At 57.9% G+C, this 12,989-nt stretch carries 9 protein-coding genes; 4 read left to right on the top strand and 5 right to left on the bottom strand.

All coding sequences use genetic code 11. From position 1 onward, the window contains the following. Window positions 1–201: 201 nt before the first annotated feature. The 4 genes from priA to RBB62_RS14140 all read left to right on the top strand — a co-directional run bounded on the left by priA (window position 202) and on the right by RBB62_RS14140 (window position 5,159). Window positions 202–2,433 carry a replication restart helicase PriA gene (priA, locus tag RBB62_RS14155; RefSeq protein ID WP_309399611.1) on the top strand — a complete coding sequence of 744 codons (2,232 nt, stop codon included), beginning with the start codon at window positions 202–204 and terminating at the stop codon, window positions 2,431–2,433. 154 nt (window positions 2,434–2,587) lie between these two features. Continuing rightward, complete coding sequence (locus RBB62_RS14150) at window positions 2,588–3,622, top strand: metal ABC transporter substrate-binding protein (protein ID WP_309399610.1); 1,035 nt, start codon at window positions 2,588–2,590, stop codon at window positions 3,620–3,622. Beyond that, the gene (locus tag RBB62_RS14145) at window positions 3,622–4,350 is read left to right on the top strand and encodes a metal ABC transporter ATP-binding protein (protein ID WP_309399609.1); all 729 of its coding nucleotides are present in this window, start codon (window positions 3,622–3,624) and stop codon (window positions 4,348–4,350) included. The genes RBB62_RS14150 and RBB62_RS14145 overlap by 1 nt, the downstream gene beginning before the upstream one ends. Next, a complete protein-coding gene (locus RBB62_RS14140; protein WP_309399608.1) occupies window positions 4,347–5,159 on the top strand; it encodes a metal ABC transporter permease in 813 nt (270 codons plus the stop codon). Before RBB62_RS14145 ends, RBB62_RS14140 begins: the two co-directional genes overlap by 4 nt. Before the next feature lie 242 nt (window positions 5,160–5,401). Here RBB62_RS14140 and RBB62_RS14135 read toward each other — a convergent pair whose 3' ends face one another. The 5 genes from RBB62_RS14135 to RBB62_RS14115 all read right to left on the bottom strand — a co-directional run bounded on the left by RBB62_RS14135 (window position 5,402) and on the right by RBB62_RS14115 (window position 12,953). Continuing rightward, on the bottom strand, window positions 5,402–8,779 hold the full coding sequence (locus RBB62_RS14135) for a right-handed parallel beta-helix repeat-containing protein (RefSeq protein WP_309399607.1): 3,378 nt from the start codon (window positions 8,777–8,779) through the stop codon (window positions 5,402–5,404). A 268-nt stretch (window positions 8,780–9,047) separates the two neighbouring features. Next, window positions 9,048–10,550, bottom strand: coding sequence for a butyryl-CoA:acetate CoA transferase (locus RBB62_RS14130; protein WP_343219096.1), 1,503 nt, complete (start codon window positions 10,548–10,550; stop codon window positions 9,048–9,050). A gap of 79 nt (window positions 10,551–10,629) precedes the next feature. Beyond that, window positions 10,630–12,087 (bottom strand): sodium ion-translocating decarboxylase subunit beta, encoded by a 1,458-nt coding sequence (locus RBB62_RS14125; protein WP_343219095.1) that lies wholly within the window; start codon window positions 12,085–12,087, stop codon window positions 10,630–10,632. A gap of 85 nt (window positions 12,088–12,172) precedes the next feature. Beyond that, complete coding sequence (locus RBB62_RS14120; protein WP_309399604.1) at window positions 12,173–12,577, bottom strand: biotin/lipoyl-containing protein; 405 nt, start codon at window positions 12,575–12,577, stop codon at window positions 12,173–12,175. Window positions 12,578–12,614: 37 nt separating this feature from the next. Continuing rightward, a complete protein-coding gene (locus RBB62_RS14115; RefSeq protein ID WP_309399602.1) occupies window positions 12,615–12,953 on the bottom strand; it encodes an OadG family transporter subunit in 339 nt (112 codons plus the stop codon). Between the last annotated feature and the right edge of the window lie 36 nt (window positions 12,954–12,989).

Raw genomic sequence — 12,989 nt, 5'->3', positions numbered from 1 at the left:
CAAACTTTCGAGAGCCCGCAGTTCGCTGCGGGCTCTTTTGTTTTGGGGTGAGGAAAAAGGAAAAAGATTAAAGGAAAAAGTTGTTACTCAGGGATTCGTTTTGGATGCTGTGAGCCTTGAGTTGAACCAGTCGTATCCTTGGTCGCCTTGTTTATACTCTAATCCGCTTTTTTCCTTTAATCTTTTTCCTTTTTCCTCCCCATGCTCCTCACCGTCTTGCCATTGACCGGCCTTGATCGCAGCCTTGCTTATGCGGTTCCGGAGGCTATGCAGGCGCAGGTGCATGTTGGGTCGCTGGTCCGGGTGCCGTTGCTCAACCGGACGGAGCTGGGCGTGGTGAAGCAGGTGGGTTCCGATGAGGATGTGCCCGTCAAGAAGATCAAGTTCATCCTCGAGGTGCTTTACCCAACGCCTGTGCTCGATGGGCAGTTGATCCGACTTGGCCAGTGGATGCAGCGTTACTATGCGGCGACAGCGGAGACCGTCTTCGAAACAATGATACCCGGTGCCGTCCGCCAGCAGACCGCGCCCAAGATGCGCTCCTTGCTGGAAGTCGGGCAAATTCTACCGGACGAAGAAATGGCCAAGCTCGAAAAGCGGGCCCCGAAGCAAGCCGAGCTCTACCGCTTCCTCCAGCAGCAGATCAAGCCGCTGCCCAAGGGCATGGTTCTGCAGCGGCTCAAGGTCAACGCCGCCAGTTGCGAAACGCTCGTCAAGAAAGGCTTGGTCCGAGAGTTTGCCGAGCGGGAGGAACGCGTAGTCTACAAAGACGATTTGGCTGGCTCGGAAATGGTCGCCGCACACGAAGTCACGCTCAATGAAGAGCAGCAGGCGGCAGCGGACGACTTTCGCGCCAGTATTGCCGCTAACGAATTTCGCCCGCATCTGCTCCACGGAGTGACGGGCTCTGGTAAGACTGAGGTTTACCTGGACGCGATGCGCGCGGTGATGAAAGCGGGCGGCGGGTGCATCTTTCTGGTGCCCGAAGTCGCGTTGACCCCACAAACCGTCGGACGCCTGCGCGCGCGTTTGGAGCGCGATGGGGCCAAGATTGTTGTCTGGCACAGCCATCTCTCAGCCGGTGAACGGTTCGACGCATGGTTTGCTTTGGCCAAGGGCGAGGCCCAGGTCGTAGTCGGCGCACGTTCGGCGATTTTCGCACCGGTGCGCAACCTGCGCCTGGTGGTGGTCGACGAAGAGCACGAGCCAGCCTACAAACAGGGGGAAACGCCGCGCTATCACGGCCGAGATGTCGCGGTTTATCGGGCGATGTTGGCAGGGGCAACTTGCATTTTGGGCTCGGCTACGCCGTCGCTGGAGTCGCTTTACAACGTTCAGCAGAAGCGTTACCGGCTGAATCGTCTGAGTAAGCGCGTGGATGATCGCTCGTTGCCCACGGTGCACATCATTGACATGCGCCGAGAAAAGCTCCGCACGGACGGACTCCAGAGCATTTCACAAACCTTGGCTGACAAGCTGGTGGATCGCTTCGAAAAGAAGGAGCAATCCATCCTTTTCCTTAACCGCCGCGGCTACTCTAACTCCGTTCTTTGCCCGGAGTGCGGATTCACGCCTGAGTGCCCACATTGCGCGGTCACGCTGACGTATCATAAGACAGACGACCGCATTAAGTGCCATATCTGCGGCTACTTCGAGAAGCTGCCTCCGCGCTGCCCGAAGTGCGGATCTACAGAGATTCGAAAGCGAGGCTCCGGCACGCAGCGTATCGAAGAAGCGGTCCAGCGCATTGTGCCGCGCGCAAAAATCGTCCGACTCGACACAGACACAATGACGAAGAAAAACCTCTTCCGTCACATCTTAGGTGACTTCCGTGCGGGCAAGATCGATATCCTCGTTGGCACCCAGATGATCGCAAAGGGGCTGGATTTTCCAAACGTTACCCTTGTTGGCATGGTCGACGCCGACATCTCGCTCCACGTGCCCGACTTCCGTGCGGGAGAGCGTTGTTTCCAACTACTTGTGCAAGTTTCCGGTCGCGCGGGTCGTGGTGATTTGGCTGGGGAGGTGATTGTGCAGACCTATATGCCACACCATGAGCCCATCCAGTTTGCGCGGCGTGGCGATTTCGACGGCTATCTGGAGGCCGAGCTGGAGCAGCGCCGGGAGTTTCATTACCCGCCGTTTCGCCACATAGTGCGGCATTTATTCCGCGGTCGCAATCCAGACAAGGTTGTTTTCTATGCTGAAAAATGGGCTGAGCTCATCGAGGAAAAGCTTGAGCATCCAGTGGAAATCCGCGGGCCGGCACCGGCTCCGTTGGAGAAAATCAAGGACACCTATCGCTTTCACATTTGGTATTTTCTCGGCAACGTGAGCAAGGTCTTACCCGATATCCTCAAGCTTCGGAAAGACTTTCCTATGGACGAGGAGGTCATCGATGTGTTCGACGTCGACCCCGTCGACATGGTCTAGGCAACGTGCCGTTATATTCAAAGATATACGTAGTGCGCCCATGCGCTGGGCGGGGGCTTTCTTCGATTGGGATAATTTGCTCAACGAAATGGGAATGTTGAGTACTTACTGCAATATATTTGCACTTCACGTAGTGGTTGGCATGGTGGGCGGGATGAAATGGACTCTGCTCTGGTTCATGCTGCTTGGCAGCGCTGGTCTTTGCGCGCGACTTTCTGTAGTCGCGAGCAACGGCATTGTTGCGGACTGGGTGCAGCAGCTTGGCGGTACTAAGGTTACGGTGGATACTTTTGCTGAGGGGGGCGGGGATCCGCACCACTTTGAGCCGTTTCCTCGGCAGTTGGGGGCCTTGGCCAAAGCAAACTTGGTGGTCGGCTTTGGGGCGGGTTTGGAGCCTTGGCTCGCTGATGCGCTCAAGGCCAGTGGTAGCAAGGCTATGGTTCTTGAGCTGTCAGACGGTTTGGAGCTGATGGCCCCCGGTGTGGCATTTTGGGAGACTATGCCCGAGCTCTATCCCGATGCTGAGCATAAACCACCGTGCTGCAAGGAAGACGCAATGCAGGCAAACCGGGACTGGGCTGAGATGATCCTCAAAATGCCCTGCATGCATGAGGGCGATGTTCACGGGGGCCATGACCACAAGCATGATCATGGCGATTACGACCCCCACGTCTGGCTCGACCCACAGCTGGCCGTTCTAATGGTGCTAACGATCAACATGGCTTTGGTCGAACTCGATCCAGCCAATGCGGAGTATTATGACCAGAATCGTGAACGCTACCTGAACGAGCTCATCGAGCTTGATGAATGGGCTAAGGCGCGTCTGGGGGAAGTCCCAACTCGTCGCAGAATCCTCATCAATTACCACGATAACCTTCGTTATTTCGGTCGTCGTTATGGTTTTTTCACCCCTGCCAGCGTACTGGGTAATGTGAGTACGGAAGCTCCGGACCCATCCGCCAGGCAGTTTAGTGAACTCATTAAGATGATCAGTGAGCTCGACGTGCCGGCAGTGTTTGTGGACGCTACTGCCAACTCGCGTTTGTCTGCTCAACTGGCCCGTGAGGCTGGTTTACCCAAGCCGTTTGTCCTCTACACGGGCAATGTTACGAGCTCGAATGGACTTGCTCCTGACTACATTTCCCTCATGCGCTCTAACGTTGAAACGATCGTCACTGCGCTCGATTAATGCTTCCTGTGCCCTTGTTCCGCTATCATGCCACGTGCGGTGGTCATCATACACACGACGCGCCCGCGTTGGTATTTACCAACGTAGAGCTGGGCTATGCGGGGGCGGATACACCGGTGCTCAGTGGCGTAAACCTCAGCATCGATCGCGGGCGCAGTATTGCGCTCTTGGGAGAGAACGGAGCGGGTAAATCAACTTTGCTCAAAAGCGTGGCGGGGCTTTTGCCACTGCGTGATGGAAAAATTTCCGTCCTTGGGCATGGAGTCGGGCAGTGTCACCACCAGGTGGCCTATTTGCCGCAACATCGTGACATCGACTGGGGCTTTCCGATGAGCGTGCGCCGTTTCGTGCTGACGGGCAGCTATATTCACCTGGGCTGGTTCAAACGCCCCGGAAAAAAAGAACGTGTTGCCGCGAATGCGATGTTGGAGAAACTCCAGCTCGCGAGCCTGGCCGACCGCCGTATCAATGAGCTTTCTGGTGGGCAGCAGCAGCGCTTGCTGGTTGCGCGAACTTTGCTGCACGGCGCGGATCTGCTGCTGCTCGATGAACCCTTCAACGCAATCGACACCGAGAACCGGGAGCTTATCCGAACGGTGCTCCATGCGCTCAAGGCCGAAGGCAAGACCCTCGTCACTGCGACGCACGACTTGGAGTTTGGTGTCGGCTTTTTTGATGCGCGCTACTGCCTGGGTGATGGCCAATTGAGTAAGGAGGCACCCGCGTGATTGACTGGCTGATAGAGCCTTTTGAAGCTGCCTTCATGCAACGCGCGCTGCTCGCGGGGCTGCTCGCGGGCGTGAACTGCGCGGTTATTGGTGTTTACATCGTGCAACGGCGGATGTCGTTCTTTGGTGGGGCTTTGTCGCACACGGTGCTGCCGGGCATGGTGTTTGCGTTCCTGCGCGGGGTGGATGTTTTTTGGGGTGCCCTTGGTGCGGCTTTGGCGACCGCGCTGGGCGTCGGTTGGCTGTCGCGTCGTCGCGAAGTGGGGGAGGACGCCGCGATCGGCGTGGTGCTTTCCGGCATGTTCGCGCTCGGTGTCCTGATGATGAGTCAGGTGAATTCGTTTCGTGATTTTAATGCGCTGCTCTTTGGCAGTGTTTTGGGAGTGGCAGCTCAGGACCTTTGGCTTGCTGGTGCGGTGACCATCCTTGTGTTGCTCGCTGTGGCTTTGATTAACAAAGAGCTGGAGCTGGCCTCGGTTGACCCTGAGTATGCGTGCGTGATTGGTGCTCGGCCTAATCGCATGCGCACGCTGCTGCTGGTTATAACTGCGCTCAGTGTTGTGACTGCGGTGCGTGTGGTGGGCGCCTTGATGGCGACTGCGCTTTTGATCACTCCGGCAGCGGCGGCGCTCGTTTGGGCGCGTTCGGTGCGCGGAGCGATGCTGTCAGCGGTCATTGTCTCCATGCTCAGCGTGTTTGTCGGCTTGTTGGTTTCTTACCACTATGATTGGTCATCTGGCGCGGCAATTGTGCTAGCAGCAACGGCCTGCTTTGGTGTCAGTTGGCTAGTTCGGGTGATACAGCGCTAGAGATAAAAAAGAACCGGCCCAGCCAACATAAAGGCTGAACCGGTCCATACTACTACTGCTACTACTACTATACTGCTGTTATTATTAGTAAGCCTGTTTTTGAGGAAGTTCCAGAATTTTTTTATTAAAACGGCCGTTTAAGGCATTTTTTTTCGGGATTTCTGTCTAGAAACGCAGACTTTCACGCAAAACGGCCGGGTTTGGGGCCCCGGCCGTCGAAAAAATCACGAATCTGAGTTTAATTAGTACGGAATCGCGCAGGGGTAGTCGAATTCGTTGTAGGAGGGGAACGTCTCGCTGAGGCTCGTGGGAATAGCCGGCAAATCACGCGTGCCGTCGCCGTCAAAATCGCCCGCACGGTAGTTCGCGACGTTGATGGTAGAGCCGATGACCGAGCCTGCGGGGCCGGCGGTCAGAGCCGGGCTGCCAGAGGCGGGCAGGGTATCGAGCGCGAAGTTCGAGTTGCTGCCCCAGTTGTAGATTACCGAGTGACGGTAGGGCGTCTGTGGGAGGGTCGGCGAGATGGTGATGGTGTCGTTGCCGGTGTTCATCGCCGTGATCTGGCGGACGACGCCATCGCTGTTGATTTCCACGTAGTCACCAACGGCGAACGAGGCGCTGAGGGTGTCAGGGTAGCCATCGAGCTTGAGCACACTGGTGGTGCTGAGGCCAAAGCCCACCACTTCGGCAATGAGGACAGGCACATTCGTTAATAGCGGGTTAGCGACTTGGCTGTGCTCCTCTAAGCCCGTCGCCGCGTAGAGTCCAGCGATGGTGTCGTAGCTGTAGTAGACGCCGTTGTTGTAGTTGAGGATGTGGTGTCGCCAATTATGGGTAAACTCAAACATGTTGTAGTCTGCGGTGAAGTCGGCCGGGGTAGTAGGGCTTTCCAGCGTATAATTTCCGTAGATAATATTCTCCTGCAGGTGGGTGCCGGGTGAGCTCAGGGCTACTGCGCTGTAGCGCGAAAGGCCCACCGTGCTTTTATCCATATACCAGCTGTCGCCTTCGAGCATTTGAATACTACGCGCGATGGAGCCGATCATGACGGAGTTCGTGATGACACAGTCTACGCCGTCGCGGTCCATCAGGTTCTGGCCAGCGATTTCCGCGAGGACGCTGTCAAACGTCATCGTCGTCGGTCCGAGCGCAAACTGCATGTTGTCCGGATGGGCGAGATACAGGTGATTGTGGAAGTAGCTGTTGGAGATGGTGACTCCGGTGATCGGTGTGCTGGAGTTGGCGCACTGCTGGAAGAAACCGTCGTTGTGATTGTCGACGACTTCGCACATGTCGATGGTCACGTTGTTATTATTGTAGAGGCTTAAGCCGGTGCCGTTTTGCGTGATCAGGCAGCGGCGGATATTGACCGGACCGACGTCGCAGTTTTTCAGATAAATGCCAATGCCGCCAACGCCATTGCCCCAGACTTCGTAGGCATTGTTGTAGATGAGACAGTCTTCCACGGTGATGTTTTCACCTGCGTAGGCGAACACGCCAAAATACTTGAAGCCCTTGATAATGAAGCCGCTAACCACTACATTGCCCACTGTGCCGGAGCCCGAAATATCAAAGCCACGGCTGCGGTTGGTGTACGTTGTTTCGTTCAAGTCGGCAGAGTTGACGGGCTTGAAGTAGAGCCGGGTCTCGTTGTTGGCCAGGCGCTCCATGGCCCACTCGCCGGGCTCGCTGATGAGATCCGGGTGATTGTAAAAATATACATACTGCGGGTCATTATTCGTCATAGAGTCGAAGGTGACCGTCACGGGATTGGAGCCGGAGATAGCGATGGGCTCGAAAATCTCGATCCGAGCATCGTAGCTCGTAAACATTGCAATGGCGAGGTCTCCCACGTCGCTGGTGACGCCGGAAATCGGCGGCAGGGTGTCTGCATAGGTCAGCGTTTCAGCACTTTCATCGAAGCTGATGACTTCGAGCCACGGGTCATTGCGCTTGGGCCATCGGGCCATCGGCATCGGCTTGTCGCGGACATAGAGGTGCTCCACGATGTCGGCGACATCCAGCGTGTAAACGCCGTTGGCGTCAGGTCCGGTCCAGCCGCTCAGCGGGTCCTGGCCCGTCACGATCGGGCTGGCGCCGGGCTCGGCAATGATCGTTATGGGTGACGAGTAATACTGCGTAATGTCGACCTGCTCGGTGTAGGTTCCGTCTTTGACGACGATTACGTCTCCTGCAACGGCGGCGTTGACTGCGGCTTGGATCGTGTCGTAGGGCGTGGCCTCTGAGCCATCTCCGCCGGAGGCTGCGTCGTCATCCACCCAGAGTTTGGGGCCATCGGGGAGGCCGTCACCGGCGTCGGTAACGATAGTAAACTCGACGCTGGGAGCCTCGGCACTGTCGGCCGTGCTGAAGTCGTAGTAGCGCTGTAGGCTGATCGAGACGTCGTGGCTGATGGTCAGGAAGGCGTAGTCGCCCGCGCTCGCGCCACCGTCGTATAAGTCCTGGAAGAAGGAGCCGATGTCGACGCTGACCTTGGTGATCGTCTGGCCGGAGCCGGCGGTGGTATTGATGTCCGCCGGGGTTGCAAGGCCATCTGAGATCAGGTCAGCCAGTGGGTAAGAGCCAGCATTGGCACCGTCCACGAAGTAGTCGCTGTCGTTGACGACGGGGCTGGCGTTGGTCACGTAGATGCCGAACAAGTCGATGTCGTTCAGCACGTTGTTGTAGTTATTCCATGCTTCTAGGTTGATGGTCAGCTCGGCGGACTGGATGGATTCGCCCGCATTGAGCGTGGGCAGTTGAACGGGCATTACGTAGGCGGATGATTGTGAAGCACTGTAGCCATGACCGACGCGGGCGTCGTCATCACCAACCCAGCGGGTCGTGAAGTCAGCCAGCATCACGCGGTCTTCGGCGTGAACAGTCGTGGTGACGGTGCGCGTGGTGGGCTGGATGGCGGAGGTGGTGATGCTGAGCTCGGGAACCGGGTAGCTGGATGCATCGCCGCTGCTGACCAGGTAGTAATTTTGGCCCGAAAGCGTGCTGTCGTGCGTGAGGACGAGGAAGACGTATTCACCTGGCTGCGCGCCGTTGTCGTAGAGGCCTTGGATGAAGTTGGCGAAGTCGCCGGAGGTCTTGGCAATCGTTTGGGAAGATGCGGCAGTCGTGTCGATATCGGCCGGCGTCAGCAGATCTGAGCTAACGAGTGTCGCGTCGGAGTTGGACGACGGGTTTGCGCCGTCCACATAGTGGGCAATGAGCGTGGAGCTGGAGCTCTGTGTTGTTTCGAGGCCGTAAACGTCTATGTTGGTGAGGTTTGCGCCGTAGTTGTGCCAGCCTTGCAGATTAATGGACAAGCTGGCGGCGGTGACTTCCTCGCCACTGGGAATCGTGGGCAACGCAAATGGGATGACGTGCGTGGATTGTTGTCCGGCTGTAGTGTTGCCGTTACCGGTGCGCACCGTGGAGTTGTAGGGCCAGCTTTTCTGGGTGCTGTCGGAGTAGATTTCGTTATCGGTGGTCTCGGCCGCAATATCGAATTGGGCGGCGAAGAGGGAGGAGGGTATCGAGAGGGCAGCGCCGGCAAGCAGCGCGAGGGAGGGTATTCTTAGACGCAAAACACCGTACGCAGCGTTCGCGGCAAGCGGGTCTTTTCTCATAGGGGATGGATTCCTTGATGGGGGTTGATTCGGGGTAGAATCGACTTATCCAAGTGCCAGTGCGAGGCCGGTGTGTCAATGGTTTTTTATGATATCTAACAATAGATACATTGCTTGATCTATATTCCTATCGGGTGAATTGCCCAAAAAATAACCGGCTCAGCCTATTGGGGCTGAGCCGGTCCACTCTACTACTGCTACTACTCTACTATTGTATCTTTAGAAAACCTCCATCTCTGGCAGTTCCATGTTCGCTAAGGAAAAACGCTCATTCCTGTGAGTCACAGGACCATGATACGTTTTGCATGTTACCGCTCTGGAGGAATGCTTGGTGCATGCTGTAAGCATCACCGAGACTCTGTGGGGTGTGCCCGTCTTTGACGGAGTCCAAATAATGATTGAGCATGTCGCGGTATTCCGGGTTGGCGCAGTTTTCGATAATCGCTTTGGCGCGCTCATGCGGGTCTTTGCCACGGAGGTCGGCGATGCCTTGCTCAGTGATGACGATCTGCACGCTGTGTTCGCTGTGGTCGAGGTGGCTGACCAGCGGCACGATGGTGCTGATGGCGCCGCCCTTGGCGACTGACGGGCAGGTGAAGATCGAGATGAAAGCGTTGCGGGTGAAGTCGCCCGAGCCGCCGATGCCGTTCATGAGGTCCTTGCCCATGACGTGTGTGCTGTTCACGTTGCCGAAGATATCGACTTCGATCGCGGTGTTAATCGAGATGATGCCGAGGCGGCGGACGATTTCCGGGTGGTTGGAAATTTCCTGCGGGCGGAGCATCACGCGCTCCTTGTAGAACTCGAGGTTCTCGTAAACTTCCTTCAGGACGGGCGGGCTGAGCGTGAGTGAAGTTGCGCTACCGAACTTGACGGCGCCGCTCTTCATCAGGTCGACCACGGAGTCCTGAATCACTTCGGAATACATTTCGAAGGGAGGGATGTCCGGGTTGCTGCCCATCGCGCCGAGGACCGCGTTGGCAATGTTGCCCACGCCGGACTGAATCGGCAGGAAGTCTTCCGGAATGCGGCCAGCCTTGAGCTCGTCGGCCAGGAAGCGGGCGACGTTTTCACCGATCTTCAGGGTGACGGGATCCGGAGCCTTGAAGCCGCCGGTTTCGTCGGGCAGGTTGGTGCGGACGATGCCGGCAATCTTCGCAGGGTCGACCTTGAGCACTTCCGAGCCGATGCGTTCGCTACTGCTGTTGACCGGGATGGCTTCGCGGTGAGGCGGATCCTTCGGCTCATAGATGTCGTGCAGGCCACGGAGCTCCTTCGGGTGCTGCTCATTGATTTCGATGAGGATCTTGTCCGCCACGTTGCAGAAGGTGGGGGAGGCGCCGACTGAGGTGCTCAGGACGATCTCGCCGTCTTCGGTGACGTCGCAGGCTTCGACCACGGCAAACTTGAACTTGCCCAGGAATCCGTAGCGGACGTTCTGGGGCAGCATCGACAAGTGCATGTCGAAGAAGCGGGTCTGGTTGGCGTTGATCGCCTTGCGGAGGTATTTGTCCGATTGGTAAGGCGTGCGCCAGGCAACGGCTTCTGCGCGGGCGAGTTCACCGTCGAGCGAGTCGCCGGTGGATGCGCCAGTTACTACACCGATCTTAAACGGACGACCTGCTTCGTGCTCGGCCTTGGCGCGCTCGGCGAGAGCGCGGGGAATGGCCTTGGCTGCGCCAGCGGGGGTGAACCCGCTGAAGCCAATGGTGTCGCCGTCAGAGATGAGAGCCGCAGCTTCTGCTGCTGTTAATTCGGGAATTGCCGTCATGGTGCTCATGCGAATTTAGATATTTATAGCTGTGTGATGCTGAATTATAAGAAGTATAGTGCGCTGACAAATTGGTCAATTAGTGACCGGCGAAGATCGCCATGAAGTAACCGGCGGCCAGAGCTGTGCCGATGACGCCGGCCACGTTGGGGCCCATGGCGTGCATGAGCAGGAAGTTGCTGGAGTCGGCCTTCTGACCTTCCACCTGGCTGACGCGGGCCGCCATCGGAACAGCGGATACACCGGCCGAGCCGATAAGCGGGTTGATCTTGTTCTTGCTGAAGAGGTTCATGAGCTTCGCCATCAACAGGCCGGAGGCCGTTGCGATGCTGAAGGCCACGACACCGAGGGCAAGGATCATCAGGGTTTCCGCCTTCAGGAAGCGGTCGCCGGTCATGGTGATGCCCACGCTCGTTCCGAGGAAGATCGTGACAATGTTGATCAGCTCATTCTGGGCGGCTTTCGAGAGGCGCTGAGTTACGCCACACTCGCGCAGGAAGTTGCCGAGCAGGAGCATGCCGATCAGCGGCGAGGCGTCGGGAGCAACCAGGATGCAGAAGATCGTGACGATCAGGGCGAAGATCAGCTTTTCGAGGCGGCCAACCTTGCGGAGGCTCTTCATGCGGATCTTGCGTTCCTTCTCGGTGGTCAAGGCCCGCATGATGGGGGGCTGGATGACCGGCACGAGCGCCATGTAGCTGTAGGCCGCAACCGCGATGGGAGCCATCAAGTCGGGGGCCAGAGCGTTGGCGAGGAAGATCGATGTCGGGCCGTCTGCGCCCCCGATAATCCCGATTGCGGCAGCCTCATAGCTCGTGAACAAGCCGGAGGAAATTGCGCCCAGGTAGGTGGCGAACACGCCGAACTGGGCAGCTGCGCCGAGGAGCAGGGTGCGGGGGTTGGCGATCAGTGGGCCGAAATCCGTCAGGGCGCCCACGCCGAGGAAGATCAGCGGCGGGAAGAGCTCCAGCACAACGCCGAGGGAGATGTAGTGGAAGAGGCCGCCACTGTGGTCCGCATAAACGCGCATCAGGGGTTGACCGGCTGCTACGGTGTCACCTGCGCTGACAAAGGCTTGGGAAACACTGCCCGAGGCTTTGGCCCAGATCAGGTAATCGTCGTTGTTGATTGTAACGGTTTCTTCCGAGTCGAGCCACGCTGCCTGTGCGGACACGGGCTCCGCGCCGGAATGGCTGGCGTTGGTAGGGCGGATGACATACAGGAGCGTTTGGCGGCCTTCTCCGTAGAGCAGGTTTTCTTCGGCAAACAGTTCCTTGATGCCTTCCACGCTGTATTTGGTCAGGTGGCTGGGACGTTGCCGCTCGGTGGCGGGCATTTCAATGGTTTGGCCTGTTTCGCCATACGCGGCGACCACCACGCCCGCAACGGGGCTCAGGATCTCCCCGGGAGGGGCGTTGACCATGTTTTTGGTGGGCAAATTGGCCAGCAGAGCGCCAAAGGCGATGGGCACGAGCAACAGTGGCTCGAACTCCTTAAACACCGCCAGGTAAAGTAACACAGCCACCACGACCCACATCACTAGCATTTGCCAGTTCAGGGCGGCGAAGCCGGTTAGCTCGAATAGTTCGGTGAAATCCATGGAATTACCTCCTTTGGGGGGATCAGGCGACGGTGATCAGGCCTTGGCCTTCCTCAACGGCGTCACCCGGCTTCACGTGGACGGCGGTCACCGTGCCAGCTGCCGGAGCATTCACCATGGTGTTCATCTTCATCGCTTCCAGCGTGATCAACTGGTCGCCAGCGTTCACCTTCTGTCCAACCTGGACGTCGATCGAAACCACCACTGCAGACAGCGGGCTGGGCACATCGCCAGCGGCACCTGCGGCCGGGGCGGCGGCAGCGGGCTTGGGAACCGGTGCGGCGGCCGGGGCTGCAGCGGCAGCGGCGCGGCGCGGAGCAGCGCGCTTGGCGGCCGGAGCGGAAGTCATGGGTTGGCCGTCGTCATCGAGCATCTCGACCTCGACTTCGTAGGTTTTGCCTTCAACGGTGATTTTTAAGCGTTTCATGATGAGTGAGAAAATTAGGTTTAAGAGAAAAATTAAGTTAGCGAACGGAGTGTGAAGAGAAGATTTGGCGGCGGCCTTCCTGGGCCCAGCCGGATTGGCTCGGGCGGATGCTCAGGATGCGGTGCGGCTGATCCCCGATCACGGCGTGCACGGCGGCAGCGACGATCACGGCGGTCAGCGCGGAATCCATTTCGTCCTCGGCTGGGACCGGTGCGGCTTCCGCAGCGGGAGCCGGGGCCTTGGCAACCGGGGCCGGTTTCGGCTTTTCCGGTTGTTTAAAGGCCAGCCCCACGAGCTGGGTGATCGCCGCCAGCGTCAGCAGGACGATGATCACGAAGGCAAAGCCAAAGACGATGAACTTGATGTTGTGCGCCATGGTCGGGTGGGCCGGCATGAACGCGAGTATGGCTGG

This window comes from Cerasicoccus maritimus, assembly GCA_031296935.1.
GTDB classification, from domain to species: Bacteria; Verrucomicrobiota; Verrucomicrobiia; order Opitutales; family Cerasicoccaceae; genus Cerasicoccus; species Cerasicoccus maritimus.
The sequence above is the reverse complement of the archived record's forward strand: the minus strand, read 5'-3'. Positions and strand labels throughout refer to the sequence as shown.

Bases quoted from the DNA above. Each gene is read 5' to 3' on its own strand.
- priA (WP_309399611.1), top strand. From the start codon at position 202: ATGCTCCTCACCGTCTTGCCATTGACCGGCCTTGATCGCAGCCTTGCT.
- RBB62_RS14150 (WP_309399610.1), top strand. From the start codon at position 2,588: ATGAAATGGACTCTGCTCTGGTTCATGCTGCTTGGCAGCGCTGGTCTT.
- RBB62_RS14145 (WP_309399609.1), top strand. From the start codon at position 3,622: ATGCTTCCTGTGCCCTTGTTCCGCTATCATGCCACGTGCGGTGGTCAT.
- RBB62_RS14135 (WP_309399607.1), bottom strand. From the start codon at position 8,779: ATGAGAAAAGACCCGCTTGCCGCGAACGCTGCGTACGGTGTTTTGCGT.
- RBB62_RS14130 (WP_343219096.1), bottom strand. From the start codon at position 10,550: ATGACGGCAATTCCCGAATTAACAGCAGCAGAAGCTGCGGCTCTCATC.
- RBB62_RS14125 (WP_343219095.1), bottom strand. From the start codon at position 12,087: ATGTGGGTCGTGGTGGCTGTGTTACTTTACCTGGCGGTGTTTAAGGAG.
- RBB62_RS14120 (WP_309399604.1), bottom strand. From the start codon at position 12,577: ATGAAACGCTTAAAAATCACCGTTGAAGGCAAAACCTACGAAGTCGAG.
- RBB62_RS14115 (WP_309399602.1), bottom strand. From the start codon at position 12,953: ATGGCGCACAACATCAAGTTCATCGTCTTTGGCTTTGCCTTCGTGATC.